The organism is Leifsonia sp. 10N434, assembly GCF_056394405.1.
Map to the genome: position 1 here is coordinate 257,310 of NZ_JBFTHV010000004.1, position 25,806 is coordinate 283,115.

Here is a 25,806-nt window from a genome sequence, read left to right on the forward strand (position 1 = left end):
ACGGCCGGCGGATGCGCAAACCGTTGCAGGCTTTTCTATCACTACGATAGAAAAGAAACAAGTAAAGCCCGCTGCGAGGAAGCCGGCGTTGACCGCGTGGCGCGCTTGGCGCAGGCGACGCGGGTGCGGGAAGATTCGATCAGAGCGATGCGAAAGGAGGCCGGATGAACGCGTCGGACATCCCGCGCACGGCAACGACCCGCGATGTCACCGAGATCAACCGCACCGCCATCCTCGATCTGCTGCGCGCGGCGGGGCCGCTCTCGCGCCGCGACATCCGCGAGCGCACGGGGCTCGGCTCGGCCACGGTGGAGCGACTGACGCAGGCGATGATCGAAGGCGGGCACGTCGAGGTCGCCGGGCTCGACCGCTCCTCCCCCGGGCGGCCCTCCAGCCTTCTGCGCTACGTGTCGAGCCACCGCGCGATCGCCGCCGTCGACGTCACGGAGGCGAATGCCCGCGGCCGCATCGTCGACCTCGCCGGCATCGTGCTCTACGAGTCCAACCGGCCGTTCCACTTCGAGGGAGCGGATCCCGCGACAGCTCGTCTGGACGGCGTGCTCGACCTCGTCGACCACCTGATCCGTGAGGCGCCGGGCGTGCAGGCGCCGATCGTGGGCATCGGGATCGCCCTGCCCGGCATCACCGACGACGGGCAGGTCACGAAGGCGAGCGAACTGGAATGGCGTGACGTGCCGATCGCCGACATCCTGAGGAAGCGCACCGGGCTGCCCGTTCTCGCGGAGAACGACGCGAACGCCAGCGTGTACGGCGAATACCTCCGAGGCGCCGCGCGCGGAGAGCAGAGCGCCATCGCACTGGTGCTCGGCACCGGTATCGGAGCGGGCATCGCGAGCGAGGGCCGCATCCACCGCGGCTTCCGTTCGGCCGCCGGCGAGGTCGGCTACCTGCTCACCTCCACCGCCTCGTTCTCGCGGTACTTCACCGAGCACGGCGACGCGGAGAACGCCATCGCGAACGAGCTCGCCCCGTGGGTCGATCGCACGCGCCCTCACGTCGACAGGAGGATCGGTCCCGCCTTCCGCCGCATGATGGCCGCGGTCGAGTCCGGCGACGAGCAGGCGTCCCTCGCCCGGGACGACTTCTTCGACCACATCGCTCTCGTGTGCGCGGCGATCTCGGTCGTGCTCGCGCCGAGCGTCATCGTGCTCGCCGGGGCGTTCGCGCAGTACAGCGACCTCTCGGTCGAGCAGCTGAGCCGGAGGCTCGTCGGTCGAATCCCGTCCCCGCCGCGCCTGGCCGCCAGCACTCTGCGGTTCGACGCCGCCATCACCGGGATCGGCGAACTGGCGATCGAGCGGGCACGCGAGACGACCTACCTCGTGTGACGGGGCCCGGCCCCACCCCTGTGACCGCCGTCGGGGGCTAGACCGGCAGGTGGAAGCCTCCGTTGCTGTGCAGCAGCTGCCCGGTCATCCATCCGCCATCGGGCGAGAGCAGGAATGACACGAGGTCCGCGGTGTCGCGCGGCGTTCCCAGCCGGCCGAGCGCGGTCTCCGCACGCAGCGCCTCCGCCAGCTCCGGTGTCATCCAGCCCGTATCGATCGGACCGGGGTTGATCAGATTGGCCGTGATGCCCAGCGGGGCGAGTTCGACGGCGGACGCCTGCACGATGCGGTCGAGCGCGCCCTTGCTCGCGCCGTACGGGAGGTTGTGCGCGGTGTGGTCGCTGGTGAGCGCGACGATGCGGCCGAGCGCCGCGCCTGGCGCACCGGCTGCGAACTGCTCGGCGAACGCCCGGATGAGCAGCCAGTTCGCGCGCGCGTTCACCGCGAAGTGCCGGTCGAAGCTCTCGACGGTCGTGTCCAGGATGCCGCTGTCGACCGATTCGGCATGACAGAGCACGAGCGCCCGCACCGGACCGAGCTCGTCGTTCACCGTGCGCAGCAGAGCGGCCGGCGCATCCGGCTGCTCGAAGTCGGCAGGAACGGCGAGGGCACGGGCTCCCGCCGCACGCAGCGCGGAGGCGAGCTCATCGTGCGAGGCGGTGTCCGGTCCCCACGGCATCCGGCTCTCGTAGCCGTCCCAGTACGAGAAGGCGATGTCCCAGCCGTCGTCGGCGAGCCTGTCGACGATCCCGGCAGCGATGCCGATGCGTCGGCCGACCCCGGTCACCAGGGCGATCGGTCGTTCTGCAGTCACCCGACCATCCTGGCAGTCGCCGCCGCCGGGAGCGAGTGCCCCCGGCGGCGACGACGTCAGAGCACCTTCGAGAGGAACGCCTGCGTGCGCTGGTGCTGCGGGTTCGCGAGCACCTCGCGCGGGTCGCCGGACTCGACGACGACCCCGCCGTCCATGAAGACCAGTTCGTCCGCGACCTCGCGGGCGAAGCCCATCTCATGCGTGACCACGATCATGGTCATGCCGGATGCCGCCAGCCCCTTCATCACGTCGAGCACCTCGCCGACGAGCTCCGGGTCGAGCGCGGAGGTGGGCTCGTCGAAGAGCATCAGCTTCGGGTCCATCGCGAGTGCCCGTGCGATGGCTACACGCTGCTGCTGACCGCCGGAGAGGTGCGCCGGGTAATGGTCGCCCTTGGTGCCGAGGCCGACGCGGGCGAGCAGCTCCTGCGCGCGCGCTGCCGCCTGCGACTTCGGGATGCCCTTGACGCGCATCGGCGCCTCCATGACGTTCTCGAGCGCGGTCATGTGCGGGAACAGGTTGAACCGCTGGAAGACCATGCCGATCTCGCGGCGCTGCTTGGACGCCTCCTTCGGCTTCAGCTCGTAGAGCTTGTCGCCGTGCTGCCGGTAGCCCACCAGCTGGCCGTCGACCGACAGCCGGCCCGCATCCACCCGCTCGAGGTGGTTGATGCAGCGCAGGAAGGTGGACTTGCCCGAGCCGCTGGGGCCGACGATGCAGAGCACCTCCCCCTGGTTGACGGAGAGCGAGATGCTCTTGAGCACCTCATTGGAGCCGAAGCTCTTCGAGACGCCGTCGGCGAGCACCATCGGAGTCGTGCTGGAGTCGGTCATCCTTTGCCTCCCAGGTCGTTGCCGTCGGGTGCGCCGGCGGCGGGCAGCGCACCGGTCGCGAGGGCCGCTTCGCCGCGATCGGGCCGGCGTGCGTTGACGCCGCGCGAGAACCGCTTCTCGAGGAAGTACTGGCCCACCATCAGGATCGACGTGAACAGCAGGTACCAGATCGAGGCCACGATCAGCAGCGGGATCGGTGTGAAGGTCACCGCCGAGATGTCACGGGCGACGCCGTAGAGGTCGGTGGTGAGCGGGATGGCCGCCACCAGCGACGTGGTCTTCAGCATCGATATGACTTCGTTGCCGGTCGGCGGGATGATCACGCGCATCGCCTGCGGGATGACGATGCGGACCATCGTCTGGCCCCACGACATGCCGAGCGCGGTCGCCGCCTCCTCCTGGCCGGCATCGACCGAGAGCAGTCCGGCGCGCACGATCTCCGCCATGTACGCCGCCTCGTTCAGCGCGAGGCCGATGACGGCGATGATGAACGCGTTCTGCATGAACCCGAGGTCGAACGACACGCCCCAGTCCGTCCACGGCACGCCGAGGAAGATCTTGGGGTAGATGAGCGAGAACAGGCCCCAGAAGACGAGCTGCACGTACACAGGCGTGCCACGGAAGATCCAGAGGTACAGCCACGCGATCGACTTGACCACCGGGTTCGGCGAGAGCCGCATCACCGCGAGGCACAGACCGAGGATGACGCCGATGATCATCGAGTAGATCGTCAGTTGCAGGGTGACGAGCGCAGCAGCACTGATGCGCTTGTCGAAGATGTACTTGCCGACGTACTGCCAGCCGTACGCGTCACGCTGGGCGGCATCGATGACGAACCAGACGAGCAGCAGGAGGAGCACGACGGCGAAGAAGATGCGCCAGGGGTGGCGGAGCTTGATCGCCTTGATCGGCTCGGAGGGGGTGGTGCCGGCCGGCGACGGGGTGAGCCCCGTCGCCGGCCGGTCCTGGTTGCCCAGGGACATTGCGATCAGCCCTTCGACGCCGCGTTGACGTCGGCGGTCGTGACGGCGCCGTCGGCGACGCCCCACTTGTCGAGGATCTTCTTGTAGGTGCCGTCGTCGATCAGCGCCTGCACGGTCTTCTGGATGACCGGGGTCAGAGCCGAGCCCTTGGCGATCGGGATTCCGTACGGGGCGACCTCGAACGCCTTGCCGGCCTCCTGCAGCTTGCCCTGCGACTTGGAGATCGCGTAGAGGGTGACGGGCGAGTCGGCGCTGAGCGCGTCGGCCTTGCCGAGGATGACGGCGTTGGTGGCGTCGTCCTGCGCGTCGTAGCGCAGCACCTGGATGGCCGCCTTGCCGGCGTCGGTGCAGGCCTTCGACTTGGCGGGGACCTCGTCGGTGTCCTCGTAGGTGGTCGACTGCACGGCCACCTTGAGACCGCAGGCATTGTCCGGGTCGACCGTCTTGCCCTTGGCCGACGCCCACATGATGCCGGCGGTGTAGTAGTTGACGAAGTCGACCTGCTTCTCGCGGTCGGTCGTGTCGGTGAACGACGACATGCCGATGTCGTCCTTGCCGCCGGCGACGCTCGGGATGATGTTGTCGAACTTCGCGATGGCGAAGTTCGTCTTCAGGCCGAGCTTCGCAGCGATCGCGTTGGTCAGGTCGACCTCCCAGCCGACGGGCTTGCCGTTGTCGTCCTTGTACTCGTTCGGCGGGTAGGTGTCGTCCATGCCGATCGTGAGAGTGCCGGCCGACTTGATCTTGTCGGGCAGCTGCGATGCCAGGCTGTCGTCTTTCTTCACGGTGTCGGCCGAGCTCGACGCCGAGCTGCTGCTGGACGGCGTTGAGTTGTCGACACAGCCGGTCAGCGCGAGCGCTGCCACGGCGACGAAGGCGGCCGCTGGGGCCAGATATCGGGTGCGCATTGTGGTGGAGTCCTTCTTCCGGGTGCAGGGATGCAGGAACGCAGTGAGTGGAGCATACCTCAGCCACCGCGCGGTACATTCACACTAATTCACGCGTGCAACGCCGTTTTTCGTAAAGATTTCCAGCAGATTTCGCAATTCATTGCACGGAATCCGTCGCTCGCGGGGTTTTCCACATCTCAGACCGAAGTACGCGGCCGGTCTGCGCTGGGATGCTCCGGGCGGTTCGGGATATCGTCGGATGGTGAGCGTTCCCCCGACCGATTTCGCCTCCTCCGTCACCGTGCTCGTCACGAGTCAGGATGACCCGCTGGCCCGCCCGCTGGTGGAGGAGCTGTCGCGCGAATACGACGAACGCTACGGGCTGAACGACGGCATCCCGTCGTCGGCCGAGCTCTCCCGGTACCCGGCCGAGGTCTTCAGCGCGGAACAGGGCGGCACGTTCATCCTGCTGCTCTCCGAGGGCGCGCCGGTCGCCGGCGGCGCCTTCATGCGGGAGGACGACGAGACGGTCGAGGTCAAGCGGGTCTGGACACACTCCGGCTTCCGCCGTCGCGGGCTCGCCCGCCGCGTGATGAGCGAGCTCGAAGACGAAGCGCGCCGCCGGGGCGTGAGGACTGTCGTGCTCACGACCGGCGCTCGGCAGCCGGAGGCCGTTGCCCTGTACCTCTCGCTCGGCTACACGCCGCGCTTCGATCTCGACGGCGACTGGGAAGCGGTCTCGTACCTGTCGTTCGACAAGGCGCTGTAGCGGCCGGTTCTCACCGGGGGTCGGCGAAGAGTGCGTCCGCTGCGCGGGTCACGAGCTCGCGCGCCGGAACGCCCGAGCCGATGACCTCATCGACGGCCGCGGCGAGGGGACCCGTTCCGTGCCCGGCCGGCACCGACCCGCCGGCATGCAGCAGATCGGACGCGTGCAGGGCCTCGATGGCGAGCACCTCACGCGTCAGCTCGAGGGATCGCTGCAGGGTCTGCAGGGCGAGCGGCGCCAGCGAGGCGTGGTCCTCGACGCCGGAGAGAGTCGTGCTGCCCAGCGTCACCGGAGCGGCGAGCTGGCGCAGCTCGGCGGCATCGGCCGCGGCTGCGTAGAGCACGAGACCGGGAACGCGGGTGCGGCCGTCGGCGCGGGCCGGGGCGAGTGCGAGGGAGAGCGCGGCGGAGCGACGCTCCGAGGCGGCGGCGACGTGCGCCAGTGCGACCCGCAGCGATTCGAAGTCGAGCGCCAGCGGGAGGGCCTGGAAGTTGCCGCCGGAGACGAGACGCCCGCTCGCGACATCCGCCACCGGGTTCTCCGACCGGGCCGCGAGCTCGACGACGAGCTCGTCGTGCAGCCGCCGCACGCTCTGCTGCAGGGCGCCGTGCAGCTGGGAGGCGGTGCGGAACGAGAGCGGATCCTGCACCGTCATGACCCGGTCGGCGGCGTACAGCGCGCTCCCGGAGAGGAGGCTCCGCACGGCTGCGGCGGAGGCCTGCTGTCCCTCGCCGCCGCGCGCATCGGCCACGAGCTCGCTGAAGGCTCCCGGATTGCCGGCCGGTCCCGCGGAGCCGACGGCCTCGAGCGACAGGGCGACGGCCCGGTCGGCGGCGAGGGTGAGCCTGTCCGCCTCGACGGCGGCCAGGGATCCCACGCCGACGCTGTACGCGTTCGCGCTCAGGGCGGCGAGCGCTTCGTGGGGCGCCAGGGCGAGCGGTGTGAGTCCGGCGGCGGCGAGCGCATCGGCGGCGGCGAGCTCGCCACCCTCCGCCTCCAGCACCGTGCCGTCGCCGGTCACCACGGCCGCGACCTCCGCGAGCGCCGTGAGGTCGGCGGCCCCGACGGAGCCGCGCTTCGGGATGAGCGGCACGACATCCGCGTTCAGGATGGCGGCGTAGGCCGCGGCCAGTTCGGGACGCACTCCGGCGCCGCCGCGGGTGAAGCCGACGAGCCGGGCCGCGACGACAGCGCGCGCCTCGCGACGGGAGAGCGGCTCGCCGACGCCCCCGCGATGGTTCCGGATCGTGCGCCGCTGGAACGCGTCGAACTCGGCGGGGTCGATGGCGGTGTCCCGCCCGGCCCCCAATCGCCGATTGAGGCCGTACACGGGCTCGCCCGCCTCGATCGCGCGGTCGACGACAGCACGGGATGCCGCCAGCAGGTCGAGCGCCGCCGGTGCCAGCACCACCCGGGCCCCGTCGGCGATCGCCACCACCTCCGACGGCTGGGGACGTGCCGTGCCGAGCACGACGTCCCTCGGCCCGGACATCAGAACTCCAGGAGGTTCTGGCGGAGCCCCGCTCCGCTGAACCCGGTGCGGATCAGCCCCCGCCGCCGCAACGCGGGCACGAGCGTGTCGAGCGTTCGGTGCACATTCGCCGGATGCACCTGCCCGGTGAACAGGAAGCCGTCGCCTCCGACCGCCTCCCCCAGCTCGCCGAGGTGATCGGCGATCTCGTCGGCCGTCCCGACGATCGCCAGGCCGTCTTTGCGCGCCCGCACCTGCAGGATCTCGCGCAGGGTCGATCCCTCCGGCGCCGACTTCACGAAGTTGTCGAGGGTGCCCTGATTCGCATTCGTGGTCAGTTCGGGCAGCGGCGCGTCGAGATCGAACTGCTTGAAGTCGACGCCGCTCAGATAGGAGATGGACTGCAGCTGCTCGTCGATCGCGCCCTGCGTGAGCTCGGCGCGGGCCGCCTTCACGGTGGCGGTCTCCTCGGCGTTCGCGGTGACGATGGGATTCACGACGAACAGCACCTTCACGTCATCCGGATTGCGGCCGTTGGCGAGCGCGACCTGGCGGATGGAGTCGCGGTACTCGCGCATCCGGTCGGCCGTCGAGGCGAGGGCCAGGATGACGTCGGAGTTCTTGCCGGCGAAGTCGCGGCCGCGCCCGGAGGCTCCGGCCTGCACCATCACGGGCTCCTCCGCAGCCGGGGCGGTGTTGAGCGGCCCGCGGACGCGGAAGAACCGGCCGTCGTGGTCGATCGTCCGCACCTTGGTGAAGTCGGCGTAGACGCCGTTCGCGGTGTCCTCGATGATGGCGTCGTGGTCCCAGCTGCGCCAGAGCTGTCGCACGACATCCACCCACTCGTCGGCGCGGTCGTAGCGCAGATCGTGCTCCACCTGCTTGTCGAGTCCGTAGTTCTGGGCGGCGAGGTCGGAGCCGCTGGTGACGACGTTGAAGCCGAGCCGGCCGTTCGCGAAGTGCTGCAGGGTCGACAGCAGGCGCGCCGCGGTGAACGGCTCGTAGAAACTGGCGCTGAGGGTCGGCACGATGCCGAGGTCGGTGGTCGCGCCGAGCAGGTACGGCACGAGCGGGAGGGGGTCGTGCTTCGGCACGAAACGCGCGGCGGCGAGGTTGACCTCGGCCGTTCCCCCGTAGGTGTCCGGAACTGCGACGCCGTCTTCGATGATGAAGAGGTCGAAGCCGCTCGCCTCGAACTGGCGCGCGGCGTCCTGGTACACCTGCGGTTGCTTCCAGTCATAGCCGATGCCGTAGCTGGGGTCGCCCCAGCCCTGCACGCCGAACCCGGCGCCGAGGAACCAACCGAAGTGGAGAAGACTCATGTGAACTCTCTGCGTTGTGCGTGCGGTGCGTGCGGCTCAGTCGCCGAGGCCGGCGTCGGCCAGCCACTGGGGATCATAGGCCTTGGTGAGGTAGTTGACACCGCCGTCGGGCGCGATGGCGACGACGACCGACCCGGGCGCGGCGTCGCGGGCGACCTGCAAGGCGACGGCGATCGCCAGCCCGGAGGAGGGACCGAGCAGCAGCGCCTCCTCGGCGGCGAGCCGGCGGACGGTGTTGTACACCTCCCGGTCGTCGACGGTGCGCACCGCGTCGAGGATCGCGCGGTCGAAGGTCTCGGGCCAGTACTCCCGCGGCCACGCCGACCCGACGCCGTCCACGATGATGCGTCCGGCCGCGCCGTCGCCGTAGGTGGAGCCGACCGGATTCGCGCCGATCACCCGCACCTCGCCGGCGCTCACGTCCTTGAGGAAGCGCCCGGCGCCGCTGACGGTGCCGCCCGTTCCGATCGAGGCGACGAAGTGGGTCACGCGGCCGGCCGTCTGCCGCCAGATCTCCGGCCCGGTGCCCTGGTAGTGCGCATCCGGATTGGCGGTGTTCGCGAACTGCGACGAGCGCCACGATCCGGGCGTCTCGGCCGCGATGCGGTCGGCGACCGCGCGCGGGTTGGCCGGATCGCTCGGATCGGCCTCCCAGTCGGCCTCGACGAGACGGGCGCCGTAGGCGGCGAGCACGGTGCGCTTCTCGGCCGAGATGTCGGAGCTGTGCACGATGACGACGGGATGCCCGGTGAGCCGGCCGATCAGGGCGAGGCCGATGCCGGTGTTGCCGGAGGTCGCCTCCACGATGGTGCCGCCGGGGGCGAGCACGCCGGAGGCCTCGGCCGTGCGGATCATGTTCAGGGCGATGCGGTCCTTGGACGAGCCGCCGGGGTTGCGCCCCTCGAGCTTGACGAGCACACGCGAGCCCAGGCCGGCCGTGAGCGCGTTCAGCTCGACGATCGGCGTATTGCCGACGAGGGCGGCGACCGAGTCGTACACCTCGTCGGTCGCGCCCACCTCGCCCGTGGGCACGCTCGGCGCTCCGGTCGGGCGCAGGTCGATTGCGGTCATGGATAGACGATAGGCGCGCCGCCCGCGCCGCGTCTCACCTGTTGCCCACTATTACGCTGCGCCCGGGTGCCCAGGCGTCGCGGGGGCGTGGGCGGGTGCGGTCAGGCGCCGGTGGCGACGGGGCGGGCGGGGTCGTTCGACCAGGCGGACCAGGACCCCGGGTAGAGGGATGCGCGGATGCCGGCCAGCTCGAGGGCGAGCACTTCGTGGGCGGCGGTCACGCCGGAGCCGCAGTAGACGCCGACGGCGGCGCCGGCGTCGATCCCGAGTGCGGCGAAGCGCTCGGCGAGCTGCTGCGGCGGCAGCATCCGGCCGTCCGGACCGAGGTTGGCGGTGGTGGGGGCGCTGACGGCCCCCGGGATGTGGCCGGCCTGGGGGTCCACGGGCTCGACCTCGCCACGGAACCGCTCGGCGGCGCGAGCATCGAGGAGGATCCCGTCGGCGGCGAGGGCTGCGGCCTCATCGGCGTCGATCGTCGGCGCGGCGCCGGGCGACAGGGTCACGTGTCCGGGCTCGGCTGCACGGGCACCGGTCTCCAGCGCTCCTCCGGTCTCGCGCCAGGAGGTCAGTCCGCCGTCGAGCACCCGCACGTCGGCGAAGCCGGAGTAGCGCAGCAGCCACCAGAGGCGGGCGGCCGAGGTACCGGAGACGTCGTCGTAGACCACGACGGCGTCGCCGTCGTTCAGCCCCCACGATCGCGCCGACGCCTGGAACGCGTCCGGCTCCGGCAGCGGATGCCGTCCATCGGTAGGCGCTCCGTGCCCGGCGAGTTCGGTGTCGAGGTCGACGTATACCGCGGTGGGAATGTGGCCTCGCTCGAACTCCCCTGCCCCGGGAGGGCCGCCGAGCTTCCAGCGCACATCGAGCACGCGCGGCGGCGTCGGCGAGTCGAGGGCGGTTGCGAGTTCGTGGGCGTCGATCAGCGGGGTCACGCATCCATCCTCGCAGTTCGGGCGTGCACAGGGCGGTTGCCGCACGACGACGGCCCCGCCCGTCGCTCATCCGGGTGGATGGCGGCGGAACGGGGCCGTCGGTTCGGTGCTGCAATCGGTCAGTGACCGGTGGACGCCTTCGCGTTCGACTCGTACGACGTGTTCGTCGACTCGAAGAAGTTCACGAGCTCGAGGGTGTCGTTGGCGGTCGCCATCCACTTGGCCGGGTTCGCGACCTTGTATTCGGGCTCGAAGCCGAGCTCCTCGAGGCGGCGGTCGGCCAGGTACTTCACGTACTGGTTGATGTAGTTCGCGTTCAGGCCGAGGATGCCACCGGGCAGGAGGTCGCGGTTGTACTGCTCCTCCATCTCGACGGCGTCGAGGATCATCTGGCGGATCTCGTCGGCGAACTCCGGCGTCTGCAGGTCGGGGTTCTCCTCCAGCACCGTGAGGATCAGGTTGATGCCGAACTTGAGGTGCAGCGACTCGTCGCGCACCACCCAGTCGATCAGCGAGCCGAAGTTGCGCAGCAGATTGCGCTGGCGGAACGACAGCGCCACCATGAAGCCCGAGTAGAACCAGATGCCCTCGAGGATCACGTTGTACGCGACGAGGTTGCGGATGAAGTCCTGCTTGCCCTCGGTCGTCGTGATGTCGAGCGTCTGCTCCGTCATCCGCTTGATGAACTTCACCTCGAACTCCTCCTTGCGGGCCATCGACGGAACGTCGACGTGGGAGTTGTAGGCCTGCTCGCGGTCGATCGGGAACGTCTCGAGGACGTACTCGAACGACATGCAGTGGTTCGCTTCCTCCCACATCTGCTTGGCGAGGTAGAGGTGCGCCTCGGCCGCCTGCAGGTACGGGTAGACACCGAACGCGAGCGCCTTGTTCACCAGCAGTTCGTTCGGATTGAAGTAGCTCATCAGGAAGGTGATGGCGTGGCGCTCTTCGTCCGTCATCTTCTTGAAGTCGGCGATGTCTTCGCCGAGCTGGATCTCATTGGGGAACCACGTGTTCGCGACGGCCTGGTCGTACAGATCCATCGCCCACTTGTATGTGACCGGCTTCAGCAGCAGGCCCTCTTCGATTCCCGTTCCCAGAATCCCCATGGTGATTCGTTCTCCTGTTTCTTCAGTGCTGGTTCTGGTCTACTGGCACGACTCGCACTGCAGGTCGTCCATCGGGTCGATGGGCACGTAGTACTCCTCGATCTTCGCGGTGTTGCTCATTACTTCTCACCACCGTTCGAAAGTCCTCCGAAGCCGAAGCCACGGCGTGCGGGGGCCGGAGCCTCCGTCTTCTCGGCGGCCGCGGGAGCGGGAGCAGCAGCGCCGACGGTGGCGAAGCCCTTGCGGGCGCCCGAGATCTCCTCGGCCTTGTTGACCTTGACGGTCGACTGCTCGGCCTGGTGACGCGGCTTCATGTGCAGGTAGTACGTGGTCTTGACGCCACGCTCCCAGGCGGCGAAGTAGATGTCCATCATGTCGCCGATGTCGCGCGTCTCGAGGTACATGTTGCGGCTGATCGCCTGGTCGATCCACTTCTGGGCGCGGGCCGCGACCTCGAGGAACGCGTACGGCGAGAGCTGGAAGCTCGTCTTGTACGTGGCCTTGATGGCATCCGGGATCTCGGCGATGCCCTGGATGTCGCCCTGCGAGCGCAGGATCGACTCGCGGGTGGTCTCCCACAGGCCGTCGGCCTGCAGCGCCTCGACGAGGTTGCGGTTGACCTCGAGGAACTTGCCCGACGAGGTGGAGCGGCTGAAGATCTGCGAGAACTGCGGGTCGAAACCGGGCGTGGTGCCGGCGACGAGACCGATGGATGCGGTGGGCGCGATCGCCATCAGCGTCGCGTTGCGCATGCCGCCCTTGACCTTGGCGCGCAGAGCGTCCCAGTCGAGACGGGTGGTGCGGTTGACCTTGATCGGCACGCCGCGGTCCTGCTCGGTGAGCGCGATGGAGTCGAACGGCACGAGACCCTGCGACCAGCGCGAGCCGTCGAAGTTCGGGTACGCCCCGCGCTCCTGGGCCAGGTCGGCGCTCTCGTCGATGGCGGCGTAGGAGACGTGCTCCATGATCTCGTCGATCAGGTCGTACGCCTCTTCGCTCTCGTAGCTGAAGCCGAGCTTCTCGACGATGTCGGTGAAGCCCATGACGCCGAGACCGATCGCACGGTTCTGCTGGTTGGAGAAGTCGGCCTCGTCGACGCTCGAGATCGTGATGTCGATCAGGTTGTCGAGCTGGCGGACGGCGCTGCGGGCGCTCTCCTCGATGCGTGCCCAGTCCATCTTTCCGTCGACGAGGTGACGCGACAGGTTGATGGAGGCCAGGTTGCAGACCGACACGTTGTCGCGGTCCTGCGGGAGGGTGATCTCGGTGCAGAGGTTCGACAGGTGGATGGTGCCGGTGTTGTTGTTGAGGGCACGGTTGTTGATCGTGTCCTTCCAGGTCAGCCACGGGTGGCTGGTGGTCTGGAGGCTCATCAGGATGTCCTTGAACTGCGAGCGCGCGCTGATCTTCTTGAACATGCGCAGACGGCCGGCCTCGGCCTCGGCCACGTAGAAGGCGTAGCGCTCGGAGAACGCCTGGCCGTAGAGCTCGTTGAGGTCGGCGACCTCCAGCGGGTCGAACAGGTACCAGTCCTGGTCGTTCTGCACGCGCTTCATGAACTCGTCGCTGATCCAGACCGCGGTGTTGGCGGTGCGGGTGCGGCGGTACGGGTCGCCGGAGTTCTGACGGAGGTCGAGGAACTCCGGGAAGTCCATGTGCCAGTTCTCCATGTAGAAGCACAGGGCGCCGAACTTCTTGCCGCCGCGGCTGACCGCGCGCAGCACCGAGTCGATCGTGTGCATGAACGGGATCGGACCGGTCGACGTGGTGTTGTTGGAGCGGATGGGCGAGCCCTGGGCGCGCAGCTTGGTGACCGAGAGGCCGATTCCGCCGGTGCCCTTGGTGAGCCACATGACGTCGCGCACGCTCTTGGCGATGTGCTCGATGTCGTCCTGCATCTCCATGACGAAGCAGTTGGAGAGCTGCGGGTACGCGGTGCCCGCGTTCACCAGCGTGGAGCCGGCGGCGAGGTACTCGAGCTTCGACATCTTGGTGTAGAACTCGAGGGCGTGCGTGGTGGGGTCGGCCTCGTTGAGCGACAGGCCCATGGCGATGCGCATCCAGAAGTACTGCGGCACCTCGAGGGTCTCGCCGTTGCGCGCCTTGATGCCGTAGCGGTTGTTGAGGGTCACGACACCGATGTATTTGAGCAGCTCGTCGCGCGACGGCTCGAGGGAGGCGGCGAGCCGGTCGAGGTCGAAGAGCTGGGTGAAGCGTGAGTCGAGGAGCGTCTCGGAGACGCCGCGCTCGATGTAGCCGCGGAAGTGGCCGGCGTGCAGGGAGGCGAGCTCCTCGGCGGTCTCGTAGTCGCCGAGGACGCGCTTGTAGATCGTCTTGAGCAGGAGGCGCGCCGCCACGGTGTCGAACGCGGGGTCGTCCTTCACGTTCTGGAGGGCGACCTGGATGACGGCCTCGTCGAGCTGCTGCGTGGTGATGCCGTCGAACAGCGTCAGCTCGAGCTCGCTCGCGATCTGGGTGACCCAGGTGATGTTGTCGTCAAGACCCTCGGCGGCGTGCTCGATCGCCAGATTGATCTTGTTCGCGTCGTACGGCTCCCGCTCGCCGTTTCGCTTCACAACAGTGATTGCCACTTTCTCTCCCTCTCAACGTGCCGTTCTCGCTGAACGGCGATGCCTGCTTCGTCCGGTGTGCGGACAGCGGGCGCAGCCCGCGGAAAACCCCTTGTCGGCGCAGAAAACCGGGGGTGGAATGCCCACAGAATGGCCTTCGAGGACCCTCGCGGCTTTCGGCGTGTGACCACTATATAGCGGGGGTCCGACATTTCTCGAACCCTATATCTAGTGGGCGTGTCATCCACAGATGTGTATAACTTGTCCACTTTTCCACAGGGCACCGACGCCCTCTTCCACCCCTTCCCGAGCGGGTCCCTACCGATAGACTGTGCATCCCGTGAGCTCCTATTCCAGCCTTCTGAAGACGCCAGGCGTCGCGCGGATCATCGCTGCCCAGCTCACGGCCCGCTTCCCGTTCGGCATGCTCTCGCTGGCGTTCCTGCTGCACATCGAGCACATCCATCACTCCTACGGCGCGGCCGGCCTCGTGCTCGGCGCGATGAGCATCGGGCAGGCCATCGCCGGTCCGATGACCAGCCGGCTGATGGGCGTCCTCGGGATGCGCACGGTCCTGTGGACGACTCTGGCGTTCTGCGCGGCCGCGGTCGCTGCGATCGGCCTGTTCGTGCTCCCCATCCCCTGGACGATGGCGATCGCCTTCTTCGCCGGGCTCAGCATGCCGCCCATCCAGCCGGCGGTGCGCACGATCTACCCCAAGATGGTCAACTCGCGGCAGCTCACGCCGCTGTTCTCGCTCGACGCATCGGCGCAGGAGATCATCTGGATCGCCGGGCCGGTGGCCATCACGTTCGTCTCCACACAGATCGGCACCGTGCAGGGCATCCTGATGTCGGTGGCCATCATGGTTCTCGGCGGCTTCTGGTTCATCGCGTCGCCGGAGGTCGGCCGCGTGCGCATCCCGCGCAGCAAACGCCGGTTCGGCGTGGTCCTCGCCCGTCCACCCGTGCTGCTCGCCACCGTCGTCGGCTTCCTGCTGATCGGCTCGTGCGCGGCCATCGAGGCGGGAGTCGTCGCGAACTTCGGCGAGGGGTCGCCTTTCGCGGGGATCGTGCTCGCGATCTGGTCACTCGGCTCGCTCATCGGCGGCCTCGCCTTCGGGCACGTGCCGATCGGTCCGTGGGCGACGGCGCGGCGCATGTTCATCGTGTTCGTGGGCGTCGTGATCTCGACGTTCATGCTCTGGTCGTGGTGGGGGCTCTCGCTCACCCTGATCATCGCGGGCCTCGGCATCGCCCCCGCCCTCGCCGTGCTGTTCGCGATCGTGTCGGCGAGTGTGAAGTTCAGCGACACCGCCGAGGCGTACGGCTGGGTGGGCACCGGGCAGCTGATCGGCGCCGCACTGGGCTCCGCGCTCGCCGGGTTCCTCATCGACGGCAACGGCGCCATCGGCGCCTTCTGGGTCGCCGGCGCCTTCGCGCTGGTCGGCTTCATCGTGCCCGCCCTCGCCTGGCGCATCCACCCCGACCTGCGCGGCCGCGACGCGAGCCCCATCCCCGACACCGAGCCCGTCCCCGTCCAGCCCTCCTAGCTTTTTCGTTTCGTTGAGGGGCGGCAAATCGGCCTAAACACGCCGAGAGGCCACGCATTCGCCACCCCTCAACGCCGGCCCTGTGGATAACTTCAGCGCGAACCGAGCCGATTCGACAGGGTGGGTGGATGCCGCGACTCGTGCCGCTCCCCTCCGAATTCGCCGATCGACCGTTCTCGGTGTCCGAGGCGCGTGATCGCGGAATCGCGCATACCCGCCTCTCGTCCGACGATCTCGCCCGGCCATTCCACGGGGTGCGGCGTCCCGTGGTCGTCACGCGCAGCACTGACGATTTCGACGGGGGCGTGAATCCGCTTCTGCTCGAAACGTGCCGGGCCTACGCCGCGCTCGGCCGGCTCGATGCGTTCAGCCATTCGACCGCGGCCGAGCTGTTCGGCGTGCCGCTGCCCGCGCGACTCCGGTACCGCGATGGCGAACCCGTGCACGTGACTGTGGCCGGGGCTGCTCGCGGCCGGCAGGGTGCAGGCGTCATCGGCCACACCCGCAATCGACTCGACACGGTCGACCGCCACGGGGTGACGGCCATCGCGCCACCGCTCACCTGGCTGGACCTCGCGCCCAGGCTCAACCGCGAGGAGCTGGTGACAATGGCGGACGCAATGGTGTCGGGCATCCATCCGCTCTGCACGATCGACGAACTCACACGAATCGCTTCAACCCCGCGGGCGCGTGGGGTTCGAAAGGCACGGGAGGCTCTCGAGCTGGTTCGCGTCGGCGTCGAGTCTCCCCAGGAGACGGCCCTCCGGCTGGCGATCGTCGATGCGGCACTTCCCGAGCCGAGCATTCAGTTCGCCATCCACGATTCGCAAGACGAATTCGTCGCTCGCGTCGACCTCGCCTATCCCGTGCACCGTATCGCGATCGAGTACGAAGGCGACCTGCATCGAAGCGATCGGTCGATCTGGCGCAAGGACATCACACGACATGATCGACTCGAGGACCTCGGGTGGCGGATGATCCGCGTGACCATCGACGACCTGGTCCCGTCGCCGGCAGCGCTGATCGGCCGTATCCGGCGTGCCCGGGCGGTCACTTTCACCCTCTGATCAGCGGCGGCCCTGCTCGTTGAGGGGTGTCGAATAGCGGGTCATCCGGCGTGTTTAGGCCGATTTGCCGCCCCTCAACGAAATGAGGGCCGGCTACCAGCGGGGGTGGATGGCGGCGCGCAGGCGGCGGTCGTAGATGTCGCGGACGCCGGAGAGGAAGGCATCGCCGAGCGGGGCGGCGGAGCCGGCGACGGCGTTGGCGCGCGCCTGCTCGACGGACCGGGCGCCCGGGATGACGGACGAGACGCCATCCTGCTGGGCGACCCAGGCGAGCGCGGCCTGAGCCGGAGTGAGGCCCTCGGGCACCAGGGCGGCGAACTCGCGGGCGGCGGCGACGCCCTCCTCGAAGTCGACGCCGGAGAACGTCTCGCCCACGTCGAACGCCTCACCGTGCCGGTTGTACGTGCGGTGGTCGTCGGGCGCGAACATCGTGTCGCTTGTGTACGTGCCCGTCAGCAGTCCCGATGCGAGAGGAACGCGGGCGATGATGCCGACGCCCGCCTCGCGCGCCGCGGGCAGCACTCGATCGATCGGCTTGAGCCGGAACGCGTTGAGGATGATCTGCACCGTGGCGGTCCCGGGCCGGGCGATGGCAGCGAGCGCCTCGTCGCACGTCTCGACACTGACCCCGTAGGCGGCGATCGCGCCGTCGGCGACCAGCGTGTCCAGCGCATCGTAGACCGCGTCGTTCGAGAAGACCGGCGTCGGCGGGCAGTGCAGCTGCACGAGATCGAGCGTGTCCACTCCGAGGTTGGCGCGCGAGCGGTCCGTCCACTCGCGGAACTTCGCCAGTGTGAAGTTCGCGGGGTCCTGCGCCTCGCGGCGGCCCATCTTCGTGGCGACGGTGAGCGGAGCATCCGGATGCGCGGACAGATACGTGCCGATGATCTGCTCGCTGCGTCCGTCGCCGTAGACGTCCGCCGTGTCGAAGAAGGTCACGCCGGAGGCGACCGCCGCGTCGAGGACGGCCAGTGCGTCCGCTTCGCTCACCTCGCCCCAGTCCGCGCCGAGCTGCCAGGTTCCGAGTCCGATGACGGAGACCTCGCGGCCGGTCCGTCCGAGTGTTCGCTGTTGCATACGGCGAGCGTAACCCGGATGGCGCGCGGGTCAGGCCGGCTGCGGGATGCGGTCGGCGGCGTCGTCAGTGGCCGCCGACGCGGGCAGCGACTCCTCGACCGCGGCCTCGACGACGACCTGGTTGCGGAAGTGGCCGGCGATCATCCCGACGACGCCCACCGCGCTCCACGCCAGCAGCACCAGCCAGGGGAACAGCGTGTCCGCATCCGGGAAATACGAGAGATCCCGCACGAGCGTGGCCGACGCCCCAGGAACGAACCACTGCCCGATCGCACCCCACGGCGCCACCATGAACTGCAGCGGCTGGGTCGCGGCCGACAGCGGATTGCCGACGAGCATCGTCAGCACGCCGCCGACGGCGATGCCGGCGCGGCCGATCAGCGCGTTCATCCCGACGATGAACGATGCTGTCGCGAACATCGCCAGCCCGACCGCGAGCGCGTTGATCCAGAAGTTCCCCTGGAGGATGCCGAACCAGCCCTGCATGATGCCGACGATCCCGAGTCCGCCGGCCACCGCGTAGGTCGTGACCGCGGCGAGGCGCCGCCAGCTGCCGGCCACCAGGATCGAGATCAGGATGCCGCCGAGCAGGCCGCCGAGCACGAGCGGGAACGACGCGGCCGTCAACCCGAGCCCGCGGGCGTCGGTGGAGGCGAGTGGGACCACATCCGTCACGGTCACCGTGATCGTCGGCGCCACGGTTCCCGCCGGCGCCTGACCGGCTGCGATCGCCTGCTGCACGGCGGCCGCCGCCTGCGCGTTGGCCTGCGTCTGCAGCTGACCGGCGATCTGGTCGAGGATCTGGCTGACCGCGACGCCGTTGGCCGACGCCGTGAGCACCTCCGGCTTCTCGCCCAGGATGATCGCACCGTAGACGTCGCGCGTCTTGATGAGGTCGACCGCGGCGGCCCTCGAGTCGACCCGGGTGACGTCGAACGCGCCGGAGGCCGCTTTGTCGAGGGATGCCTCGACGGCCGTCACCTGCGCGCTCGGGCCCGCGACAGCGATGGGCACGTCTTTGACGGTGGAGGTGATGGTCGGCCAGACGAAGGCCAGGAGGACCACGGCCACGATAGCGGCCGCCCCGACGGCGAGCGCGATCGCGCGGCCCCAGGGCGTGTGCGGGATGCGCGGGGTGCGCGGGTCTGACGTGGACACGATCGTGCCTCCTCCAAGAAAAAGAATGTTCGTTCTTTATTCTGAGTCCGCGATCGGATACTGTCAAGTCATGCCGAAAGTCTCCGACGCCCATCGGGAATCCCGTCGTCACGAGATCGCCCAGGCCGCCCTCCGCTGCTTCGCGCGCACCGGCTTCCAGGCGACGTCGATGGCCGACATCATCGCCGAATCGGGGCTGTCGGCCGGTGCCATCTACGGGCACTACAAGAGCAAAGACGAACTCGTGCAGCTCGCGATCTCCGAGGTGCTCGACGCGCGGTTCCTCGAGGTGGCCGAGGCCCGGCGGCACGACCCGATCCCGACCCCCGGCGAGATCATCGCCTTGCTGGTCCGCGGACTCCAGTCGCAGATCGGAGACCTCTCCCTGCTCGTGCAGGTCTGGGGCCAGGTCGCCCTCAATCCTGGGCTACGGTCGCTGACCGACTCGATCGGCGGGCGCGTGCGCGCGATGCTGGTCGACTACCTCACCGAATGGTACGAATCGTCGCTCACCCTCCGCCGCGGCGAAGCGGCGGACCTCGCCGAGCGGTATGCGGGGCTGTACGTGGGCGTCGTGCAGGGCTACGTGACCCAGTCGACCCTGTTCAGCGACTTCGACGCCGACGCCTACCTCGCTGCCGCAGCGAGCATCCGCCCGGCGTAGCCGCCGACCTCGGGGCCCTCGCTGGAGGGGCGCCTTTCGTTGAGGCGGCGCACCTTTCGTTGAGGGGTGGCAAACGCAGCTTCCTTCGGCGTGTTTAGACGCATTCGCCGCCCCTCAACGAAAAAGGGGCGGGGCCTGGGGCGGGAAGGGCGGGGCGGGGGCGGGAAGGGCGGGGCGGTCAGCCGCAGGCGGCGGCGACGACGCGCGCCATCCGCTTGCGGATGATGTGGTCGTTCGCCTCGACGCGGTGCATCGTCACGTGCCGCATCGCCTCGATCACCGCGAGACTCCCCGGCGCGATGAAGGCGTCGAGTGTCCCATAGACCACCTGCACCGGGATGCGCGCCCGAGCGAGATCGCTCACCACCGTCTGCGACTCGATGCAGTTCTCGAGGGAGCGCACGAAGGGCGTCCAGTTCTTCTCGGTGATCTCGAACACGCCCTTGATCGGCAGCAGGCGGGCGAGCATCCCAGCGTTGGCGATCGTGAACTCCTTGTGCCCGCGCAGGTATTCGTAGGCGCGCAGGTACGCACTCACCCGATTGCGCACCCGACGGTCGCCGATCTCGGCCGGCGTTCCGTAGATCGGCGGCCCGACGAGCACGAGCCGCGAGAGCGCACCCGGATGCTCGGCCGCGTACCGAGCGACGATCAGGCTGCCGAGCGAGTGGCCGACGAGCACGAAAGGCTGCCGCAGCCGTAGCGACCGGATGGTCGCGTGGATCGCCGCCACGTGCTCCTCGAGCGTGTACGCGGCGTCGGCAGGCGCGGGCGAACGGCCGAATCCCAGGATGTCGATCGAGATCACGCGGTGGTTCGGTTCGAGCAGAGGCACGAGGTTCTGGAACGTCACCGACGAGGAGGCGATCCCGTGCACCAGCACGACGACCGGTCCGTCGCCCTCGTCACCCGCGATATGGAGGAGCGGTGCACGGCGGAACACCCGGTCGAGCGTGTTCCTGATCCGGCCCATGCGCCTATTCTCCCGAGTCCGCGCGCCGTCCGGACGCAGCGCGCGTTCCGCCGCGCGAGCCGTCCGGCCACCACGACGGGGTGAGCCGCGACAGGACGCCGAGCAGTGCGTCCGCGTCTCGGGGGCGCGGCGTCGTGAGCCACACGTCGATGGCTCCGATGATCCCGTCGGCGAGGTACCGCCCGATCATCCGCCGTTCCGTCTCTTCGGCCGCGGGAACCGACACGCTGTGCTGGTCGAGCAGCAGGTCGATCGACCCCTGGAAGTGCTCGCTGAGCAGCGCGTGCAGGCTCGCCGAGCCCGGCTCCGGCTCCGACCCGAGACCGCGCCGGTAGATCGCGTCGTGGTCGTCGACATGGTGCAGCACCGCGCGTGTCACTCCGGTGATCGCGGCAGCGGCGTCGCCCGGCTCGACATCGACGAGGTACTGCGTGCGGAGTTCGTCGAGCTCGCCGCGCAGCGCCTGCTGCAGCAGCTCGACCGGAGAGGAGGCGTACACGTAGACCGTCGAGCGATGCACACCGGCCGTCTGTGCGAGCTTCGAGACCGTGACGTCGGTGACCGGGCCGACCGTCGCGAGCTCCAGGATGGCCGCCCGCAGCCGGGTGATCGTCTTCTGTTGGCGCGCATCCATGTTTCGATCGTACAATCGAGTTATCCGACAAGTGTCGGATATCTGAAAGGAGATTTCCCATGGCTCAGTACGACGTCGCCGAACGGTCCGCGATCGTGACCGGAGGCGGCTCGGGCATCGGGCGCGCCGTCGCGCTCACCCTGGCGGCGAGCGGAGCATCCGTTCTCGTCACCGACCTCAACGAGAAGAACGCGAACGCCGTCGTCGCCGAGATCCAGGCCGCGGGCGGAACCGCGGCATCCCTCATCGGCGATGTGACCGACCCCGAGTTCGCCGTAGCGAGCGTCGCGCGCGCCAACGAGCTGGCACCGCTGCGCATCGCGGTGAACAACGCCGGGATCGGCGGCGAGGCTGCGAAGGTCGGCGACTACTCGCTCGACAGCTGGCGGAAGGTCATCGAGATCAACCTCAACGCCGTCTTCTACTCGCTGCGCGCCCAGCTCGACGCGATCGCCGCGAACGGCGGCGGATCGATCGTCAACATGGCGTCGATCCTCGGCAGCGTCGGGTTCGCGAACTCGTCGGCCTACGTCACCGCCAAGCACGCCCTCCTCGGCCTCACGCAGAACGCCGCGCTCGAGTACGCCGACCAGAAGGTGCGGGTCACCGCCGTCGGTCCCGGCTTCATCCGCACCCCGCTGGTCGAGGCGAACATGTCCGCCGACGCCCTCGCCTTCCTCGAGGGCAAGCACGCGCTCGGTCGCCTGGGCGAGCCGGAAGAGGTCGCATCCCTCGTCGCCTTCCTCGCCTCGGATGCCGCCAGCTTCATCACCGGCAGCTACCACCTGGTCGACGGCGGCTACACCGCGCAGTAACGCGACGGTCAGACAGCAGCGACCAGACAGCAGCACCGACCGCAGCTGCGCCCGTGAGTCTCCCCAGCCGGCCTGCCCCGTGCGCATCGCACTGGCTAGGCTGGCGGGGTGACCGAGCACATCCCGCTCCTGAGCGATGACCTGCTCGACCGCATCCGTTCGCGGGCGGCCGGGTACGACGCCGAGAACGCCTTCTTCCTCGAGGACTTCGAGGAGCTCACCCAGGCCGGCTACCTGAAGGCCCTCGTGCCCGAGGAGCACGGCGGCCTCGGGCTCAGCCTGCAGCGGGTCGCCAGGGAGCAGGTCCGGCTCGCCGGCGCGGCCCCCGCCACCGCCCTCGCCGTGAACATGCACCTGGTCTGGACGGGCGTGGCCAAAGTGCTCCACGACCGCGGCGACGACTCGCTCGACTTCCTGCTGAGCGAGGCCGGCGCCGGCGAGGTGTTCGCCTTCGGCCTGAGCGAGGCCGGCAACGACCTCGTACTGTTCGGCTCGACGACGGATGCGGTGCCGGAGCCCGACGGCTCGTACCGGTACTTCGGCACCAAGATCTTCACGTCGCTCTCCCCCGGATGGACGCGCCTGGGCACCATGGGCCTCGACACGACGAGCGCCGACGCCCCCAAGATCGTCTACGGCTTCGTCGACCGCGACGCCGGCGGATTCGCGATCAAGGAGGACTGGGACACGATCGGGATGCGCGCCAGCCAGTCGAATACCACCGTGCTCGACGGCGCCCTCTCCCCCGCCGACCGCATCGTGCGCCGGCTCGACCCCGGCCCCAATCCCGACTCCCTCGTCTTCGCCATCTTCGCGAACTTCGAGATCCTGCTCGCCGCGGTCTACACCGGGATCGGCGCGCGGGCGCTCGAGCTCGCGGTCGCGGCCGCCCACCGCCGCACGAGCCTCAAGAACGACGGTCGCAGCTACGCGAACGATCCGGACATCCGGTGGCGGGTCGCCGACGCCGCGATCGCTCAGGATGCGCTGCTGCCGCAGCTCGACGCACTGGCCCACGACGTCGATGCCCTCGCGAATCACGGCGGACAGTGGTTCCCGAAGCTCGTCGGCCTCAAGGTGCGCGCCACAGAGACGGCGCGCCAGGTCGTGGACCAGGCCATCCGGGTGACCGGCGGCTCCACGTACTTCGCCGGCAACGAGCTCGGCCGCCTGTACCGCGACGTGCTCGCCGGGATCTTCCACCCGTCCGACGACGAGTCGGCGCATTCGACGGTCGCGAACGCCTGGCTGGGACCGATCGACGACTGAGACGATCGCGCGCGGCCGCACCGTCCACACGCCTCGCACGGTCCGCCCGAGCCCCACGCAACGCCCAGCCCCACGCAACGCCCGAGACAGAGGAGTACGGATGATGCAGATCACGTCGGAGCAGTTCGCCGCACGTCTGGAGCAGGGGGCGGCGAACGCCCGCGCGGCCGGCTTCGACGGACTCCTGATCGCACCGGGGGCGGATCTCGCCTACTTCGCCGACTACCTGCCGGTCGCCACGACCGAGCGGATCACGCTGCTCGTCGTGCCCGCCGACGGTGAGCCGACCATGATCGTGCCCGCTCTCGAGCACGGCAGTGCCGCCGACACGCGTGCAGCCGGGGCCATCCGGTTCGTCGACTGGTCCGACGGCACCGACGAGTACGTGCCGACGGCTGCGCTGCTTGACCCTCAGGGCCGTTACGCGATCTCCGACGTGACCTGGGCGATGCACCTGCTCGGCTTGCAGCAGAAGCTGCCGGATGCCCGGTTCGAGTCGATCTCGCGCGCTCTGCCGATGCTGCGGGCGGTCAAGGGCGCCGACGAGATCGACCGGCTCGCGGCCGCTGGAGCAGCGGCCGACGCGACGTTCGAGGACATCCTGGGCGTGCGTTTCGCGGGACGCACGGAGAACGAGGTGGCGGCCGACCTCGACCGGCTGCTGCGCGAACACGGGCATCAGCAAGTCGACTTCACGGTCGTCGGCAGCGGGCCGAACGGCGCGAACCCGCATCACGAAGCGGGGGAACGCACCATCGAGCACGGCGACATGGTCGTGCTCGATTTCGGCGGTCTCCTCGACGGCTACGGCTCCGACACCACGCGCACCGTGCACGTCGGCGAGCCGACCGACGAGGAGCACGAGGTGTTCGACATCGTCAAGCGGGCGCAGCAGACCGCGTTCGAGGCGGTCGCGGTCGGCGTCGCCTGCCAGGAGATCGACCGCGCCGCGCGCGCCGTGATCACCGACGCCGGGTACGGCGAGTTCTTCATCCACCGCGTCGGGCACGGGATCGGGATGACCACGCACGAGCCGCCGTACATGGTCGAGGGCGAGGAGCAGCCGATCCAGGCCGGGATGTGCTTCTCGATCGAGCCGGGCATCTACCTGCCCGGCCGCTTCGGCGTGCGGATCGAAGACATCGTCGTCGCGGACGCCGACGGTGCGCACCGGCTGAACAACACCAGCCACGAACTCCACATCGTGCACTGATGACGACGCTTCGCGTGCTCTCGCCGGCCGACGAGCAGCGCAGGATCGCGCTGCGCCGCATGAAGGCGATCGCTGCCGCGCTGCTGGTCGTGATGGCGGTCGTCTTCGCCGTGTCGTTCGCCCTGCAGGGACGGTATCCCTGGCTCGGCTACGTGCGGGCCGCTGCGGAAGGCGGCATGGTCGGCGCGCTCGCCGACTGGTTCGCGGTCACGGCGTTGTTCCGGTACCCGCTCGGGCTGCGCATCCCGCACACCGCGATCATCCCGAACCGCAAGAACGAGATCGGGGCGAGCCTGGGCGAGTTCGTCGAGACGAACTTCCTCTCCGATGACGTGGTGACGGGCAAGCTGCGCTCGATCGACATCGCGGCGGGCGTCGGGTCGTGGGTCGCGCGCCCGGCGAACGCGCGGCAGCTCGTGGCGGAGGCGTCGACGGCGCTCACGGGCATCGCCTCGCTGCTCGACGACGACGACATGCGCGACGCGATCGAGGCGATCGCGCGCCGTCACCTGATCGATCCGGAGTGGGGGCCGCCGATCGGGAGGCTCGGGGCGCGCATCCTGAGCTCGGGCGGCCATCACGAGGCTGTGGACCTCGCACTCGACCGCCTGGACGCGTGGCTGGCGGCGAACCCGGAGGCCTTCGGTGTCGCGGTCTCCGACCGGCTGCCGGGCTGGGTGCCGTCGTTCGCCAAGCGGGTCGTGGACGACCGCGTTTATCACGAGGCCCGCACCTTCGTCGCGGCCGTGCGCTACGACCCGGATCACACCCTGCGCCGCGCGCTCGACGACTACCTGGGCGAGCTGGTCGAGCGGCTGCAGAACGATCCGGCGACCATCGCGAAGCTCGAGCAGGCCAAGGGCCGCGCGTTCGACGATCCGCGGGTGCGCGAGCTCGCCGAATCGGTCTGGCAGGGCGTGCGCACCGCGGCGCTCGGCGCGCTCGCCGACCCCGACAGCGAGCTGCGGAAGCGAGCGGAGGCAGCGCTGGTGGACGCCGGGAGCCGGCTCGCCTCCGACCCGGCGCTCGGCGCCAAGGTGAACGGCTGGGTCACGGATGCGGCCGCCCACCTGGTCAGCACGTACCGCCACGACATCGCGGGAGTGATCACGGACACCGTCACCTCCTGGGATGCGCGCGAGACCACGGAGAAGATCGAGCTGCAGGTGGGCAAGGACCTGCAGTTCATCCGGATCAACGGAACGGTGGTCGGCGCCCTGGCCGGCCTGGCGATCTTCACGATCGCAACGGCGCTGATCCCCGCGTAACGA

At 69.2% G+C, this 25,806-nt stretch carries 23 protein-coding genes; 9 read left to right on the top strand and 14 right to left on the bottom strand.

Annotated elements, in window-relative coordinates:
* Positions 1-164: 164 nt before the first annotated feature.
* Entirely contained in the window at positions 165-1,349 is a 1,185-nt protein-coding gene (locus tag AC1DB1_RS12565; RefSeq protein ID WP_477201003.1) for an ROK family transcriptional regulator, read from the top strand.
* Positions 1,350-1,386: 37 nt separating this feature from the next.
* Here the strand turns inward: AC1DB1_RS12565 and AC1DB1_RS12570 are convergent, their stop codons facing one another.
* Genes AC1DB1_RS12570 through AC1DB1_RS12585 form a run of 4 tightly spaced genes read right to left on the bottom strand, consistent with a single transcriptional unit; the run spans position 1,387 to position 4,887 of the window.
* Complete coding sequence (locus AC1DB1_RS12570) at positions 1,387-2,163, bottom strand: SDR family oxidoreductase (RefSeq protein ID WP_477201004.1); 777 nt, start codon at positions 2,161-2,163, stop codon at positions 1,387-1,389.
* A gap of 56 nt (positions 2,164-2,219) precedes the next feature.
* Complete coding sequence (locus AC1DB1_RS12575; protein ID WP_271175364.1) at positions 2,220-2,996, bottom strand: amino acid ABC transporter ATP-binding protein; 777 nt, start codon at positions 2,994-2,996, stop codon at positions 2,220-2,222.
* Positions 2,993-3,979 (bottom strand): amino acid ABC transporter permease, encoded by a 987-nt coding sequence (locus AC1DB1_RS12580; protein WP_477201005.1) that lies wholly within the window; start codon positions 3,977-3,979, stop codon positions 2,993-2,995. Before AC1DB1_RS12580 ends, AC1DB1_RS12575 begins: the two co-directional genes overlap by 4 nt.
* Positions 3,980-3,984: 5 nt before the next feature.
* The gene (locus AC1DB1_RS12585) at positions 3,985-4,887 is read right to left on the bottom strand and encodes an ABC transporter substrate-binding protein (protein WP_271175365.1); all 903 of its coding nucleotides are present in this window, start codon (positions 4,885-4,887) and stop codon (positions 3,985-3,987) included.
* 241 nt (positions 4,888-5,128) lie between these two features.
* On the opposite strand from AC1DB1_RS12585, the gene AC1DB1_RS12590 reads away from it, so the two are divergent.
* Positions 5,129-5,638 carry a GNAT family N-acetyltransferase gene (locus AC1DB1_RS12590; protein ID WP_477201006.1) on the top strand — a complete coding sequence of 170 codons (510 nt, stop codon included), beginning with the start codon at positions 5,129-5,131 and terminating at the stop codon, positions 5,636-5,638.
* Positions 5,639-5,648: 10 nt separating this feature from the next.
* On the opposite strand, the gene AC1DB1_RS12595 is transcribed toward AC1DB1_RS12590, so the two are convergent.
* The 6 genes from AC1DB1_RS12595 to AC1DB1_RS12620 form a co-directional block, all read right to left on the bottom strand.
* Positions 5,649-7,130 (bottom strand): aromatic amino acid lyase, encoded by a 1,482-nt coding sequence (locus AC1DB1_RS12595; protein ID WP_271175367.1) that lies wholly within the window; start codon positions 7,128-7,130, stop codon positions 5,649-5,651.
* Positions 7,130-8,431, bottom strand: coding sequence for an NtaA/DmoA family FMN-dependent monooxygenase (locus AC1DB1_RS12600; RefSeq protein WP_271175368.1), 1,302 nt, complete (start codon positions 8,429-8,431; stop codon positions 7,130-7,132). Before AC1DB1_RS12600 ends, AC1DB1_RS12595 begins: the two co-directional genes overlap by 1 nt.
* Before the next feature lie 36 nt (positions 8,432-8,467).
* Positions 8,468-9,502, bottom strand: coding sequence for a PLP-dependent cysteine synthase family protein (locus AC1DB1_RS12605; RefSeq protein WP_477201007.1), 1,035 nt, complete (start codon positions 9,500-9,502; stop codon positions 8,468-8,470).
* Positions 9,503-9,603: 101 nt separating this feature from the next.
* A complete protein-coding gene (locus AC1DB1_RS12610; protein WP_477201008.1) occupies positions 9,604-10,434 on the bottom strand; it encodes a sulfurtransferase in 831 nt (276 codons plus the stop codon).
* 119 nt (positions 10,435-10,553) lie between these two features.
* The gene (locus AC1DB1_RS12615) at positions 10,554-11,543 is read right to left on the bottom strand and encodes a ribonucleotide-diphosphate reductase subunit beta (protein ID WP_477201009.1); all 990 of its coding nucleotides are present in this window, start codon (positions 11,541-11,543) and stop codon (positions 10,554-10,556) included.
* A 119-nt stretch (positions 11,544-11,662) separates the two neighbouring features.
* Complete coding sequence (locus AC1DB1_RS12620) at positions 11,663-14,134, bottom strand: ribonucleoside-diphosphate reductase subunit alpha (RefSeq protein WP_477201010.1); 2,472 nt, start codon at positions 14,132-14,134, stop codon at positions 11,663-11,665.
* A 319-nt stretch (positions 14,135-14,453) separates the two neighbouring features.
* Between AC1DB1_RS12620 and AC1DB1_RS12625 the strand changes: the two genes are divergently transcribed.
* Both AC1DB1_RS12625 and AC1DB1_RS12630 read left to right on the top strand, forming a co-directional pair.
* Positions 14,454-15,665: an MFS transporter gene (locus tag AC1DB1_RS12625; protein WP_271175372.1), complete on the top strand. Its 1,212-nt coding sequence runs from the start codon at positions 14,454-14,456 to the stop codon at positions 15,663-15,665.
* Positions 15,666-15,793: 128 nt separating this feature from the next.
* Entirely contained in the window at positions 15,794-16,732 is a 939-nt protein-coding gene (locus AC1DB1_RS12630) for a hypothetical protein (protein WP_477201011.1), read from the top strand.
* Positions 16,733-16,825: 93 nt separating this feature from the next.
* On the opposite strand, the gene AC1DB1_RS12635 is transcribed toward AC1DB1_RS12630, so the two are convergent.
* Both AC1DB1_RS12635 and AC1DB1_RS12640 read right to left on the bottom strand, forming a co-directional pair.
* Positions 16,826-17,809, bottom strand: coding sequence for an aldo/keto reductase (locus tag AC1DB1_RS12635; protein ID WP_477201012.1), 984 nt, complete (start codon positions 17,807-17,809; stop codon positions 16,826-16,828).
* 30 nt (positions 17,810-17,839) lie between these two features.
* Positions 17,840-18,967, bottom strand: coding sequence for an ABC transporter permease (locus AC1DB1_RS12640; RefSeq protein ID WP_477201013.1), 1,128 nt, complete (start codon positions 18,965-18,967; stop codon positions 17,840-17,842).
* A 70-nt stretch (positions 18,968-19,037) separates the two neighbouring features.
* On the opposite strand from AC1DB1_RS12640, the gene AC1DB1_RS12645 reads away from it, so the two are divergent.
* The gene (locus AC1DB1_RS12645; RefSeq protein WP_477201014.1) at positions 19,038-19,631 is read left to right on the top strand and encodes a TetR/AcrR family transcriptional regulator; all 594 of its coding nucleotides are present in this window, start codon (positions 19,038-19,040) and stop codon (positions 19,629-19,631) included.
* Between the two features lie 178 nt (positions 19,632-19,809).
* Here AC1DB1_RS12645 and AC1DB1_RS12650 read toward each other — a convergent pair whose 3' ends face one another.
* Both AC1DB1_RS12650 and AC1DB1_RS12655 read right to left on the bottom strand, forming a co-directional pair.
* Positions 19,810-20,604: an alpha/beta fold hydrolase gene (locus AC1DB1_RS12650; protein WP_271175377.1), complete on the bottom strand. Its 795-nt coding sequence runs from the start codon at positions 20,602-20,604 to the stop codon at positions 19,810-19,812.
* Between the two features lie 4 nt (positions 20,605-20,608).
* Positions 20,609-21,238, bottom strand: a complete 630-nt coding sequence (locus tag AC1DB1_RS12655; protein ID WP_477201015.1) for a TetR/AcrR family transcriptional regulator — start codon at positions 21,236-21,238, stop codon at positions 20,609-20,611.
* A 59-nt stretch (positions 21,239-21,297) separates the two neighbouring features.
* On the opposite strand from AC1DB1_RS12655, the gene AC1DB1_RS12660 reads away from it, so the two are divergent.
* From AC1DB1_RS12660 to AC1DB1_RS12675, 4 genes are all read left to right on the top strand, one after another.
* Positions 21,298-22,053, top strand: a complete 756-nt coding sequence (locus AC1DB1_RS12660) for an SDR family NAD(P)-dependent oxidoreductase (RefSeq protein WP_271175379.1) — start codon at positions 21,298-21,300, stop codon at positions 22,051-22,053.
* 108 nt (positions 22,054-22,161) lie between these two features.
* Positions 22,162-23,322 carry an acyl-CoA dehydrogenase family protein gene (locus tag AC1DB1_RS12665; protein WP_477201016.1) on the top strand — a complete coding sequence of 387 codons (1,161 nt, stop codon included), beginning with the start codon at positions 22,162-22,164 and terminating at the stop codon, positions 23,320-23,322.
* A 100-nt stretch (positions 23,323-23,422) separates the two neighbouring features.
* On the top strand, positions 23,423-24,535 hold the full coding sequence (locus AC1DB1_RS12670) for an aminopeptidase P family protein (protein WP_477201017.1): 1,113 nt from the start codon (positions 23,423-23,425) through the stop codon (positions 24,533-24,535).
* Positions 24,535-25,803, top strand: coding sequence for a DUF445 domain-containing protein (locus AC1DB1_RS12675; RefSeq protein ID WP_477201018.1), 1,269 nt, complete (start codon positions 24,535-24,537; stop codon positions 25,801-25,803). The genes AC1DB1_RS12670 and AC1DB1_RS12675 overlap by 1 nt, the downstream gene beginning before the upstream one ends.
* The last annotated feature ends 3 nt before the right edge of the window (positions 25,804-25,806 follow it).

What these genes read in the sequence shown, in the direction of transcription:
- AC1DB1_RS12600 (WP_271175368.1), bottom strand. Translation starts at nt 8,431, where the DNA reads ATGAGTCTTCTCCACTTCGGTTGGTTCCTCGGCGCCGGGTTCGGCGTG.
- AC1DB1_RS12660 (WP_271175379.1), top strand. Translation starts at nt 21,298, where the DNA reads ATGGCTCAGTACGACGTCGCCGAACGGTCCGCGATCGTGACCGGAGGC.
- AC1DB1_RS12575 (WP_271175364.1), bottom strand. Translation starts at nt 2,996, where the DNA reads ATGACCGACTCCAGCACGACTCCGATGGTGCTCGCCGACGGCGTCTCG.
- AC1DB1_RS12650 (WP_271175377.1), bottom strand. Translation starts at nt 20,604, where the DNA reads ATGGGCCGGATCAGGAACACGCTCGACCGGGTGTTCCGCCGTGCACCG.
- AC1DB1_RS12565 (WP_477201003.1), top strand. Translation starts at nt 165, where the DNA reads ATGAACGCGTCGGACATCCCGCGCACGGCAACGACCCGCGATGTCACC.
- AC1DB1_RS12595 (WP_271175367.1), bottom strand. Translation starts at nt 7,130, where the DNA reads ATGTCCGGGCCGAGGGACGTCGTGCTCGGCACGGCACGTCCCCAGCCG.
- AC1DB1_RS12630 (WP_477201011.1), top strand. Translation starts at nt 15,794, where the DNA reads ATGCCGCGACTCGTGCCGCTCCCCTCCGAATTCGCCGATCGACCGTTC.
- AC1DB1_RS12645 (WP_477201014.1), top strand. Translation starts at nt 19,038, where the DNA reads ATGCCGAAAGTCTCCGACGCCCATCGGGAATCCCGTCGTCACGAGATC.
- AC1DB1_RS12605 (WP_477201007.1), bottom strand. Translation starts at nt 9,502, where the DNA reads ATGACCGCAATCGACCTGCGCCCGACCGGAGCGCCGAGCGTGCCCACG.
- AC1DB1_RS12670 (WP_477201017.1), top strand. Translation starts at nt 23,423, where the DNA reads ATGATGCAGATCACGTCGGAGCAGTTCGCCGCACGTCTGGAGCAGGGG.
- AC1DB1_RS12615 (WP_477201009.1), bottom strand. Translation starts at nt 11,543, where the DNA reads ATGGGGATTCTGGGAACGGGAATCGAAGAGGGCCTGCTGCTGAAGCCG.
- AC1DB1_RS12655 (WP_477201015.1), bottom strand. Translation starts at nt 21,238, where the DNA reads ATGGATGCGCGCCAACAGAAGACGATCACCCGGCTGCGGGCGGCCATC.
- AC1DB1_RS12675 (WP_477201018.1), top strand. Translation starts at nt 24,535, where the DNA reads ATGACGACGCTTCGCGTGCTCTCGCCGGCCGACGAGCAGCGCAGGATC.
- AC1DB1_RS12635 (WP_477201012.1), bottom strand. Translation starts at nt 17,809, where the DNA reads ATGCAACAGCGAACACTCGGACGGACCGGCCGCGAGGTCTCCGTCATC.
- AC1DB1_RS12585 (WP_271175365.1), bottom strand. Translation starts at nt 4,887, where the DNA reads ATGCGCACCCGATATCTGGCCCCAGCGGCCGCCTTCGTCGCCGTGGCA.
- AC1DB1_RS12590 (WP_477201006.1), top strand. Translation starts at nt 5,129, where the DNA reads ATGGTGAGCGTTCCCCCGACCGATTTCGCCTCCTCCGTCACCGTGCTC.
- AC1DB1_RS12580 (WP_477201005.1), bottom strand. Translation starts at nt 3,979, where the DNA reads ATGTCCCTGGGCAACCAGGACCGGCCGGCGACGGGGCTCACCCCGTCG.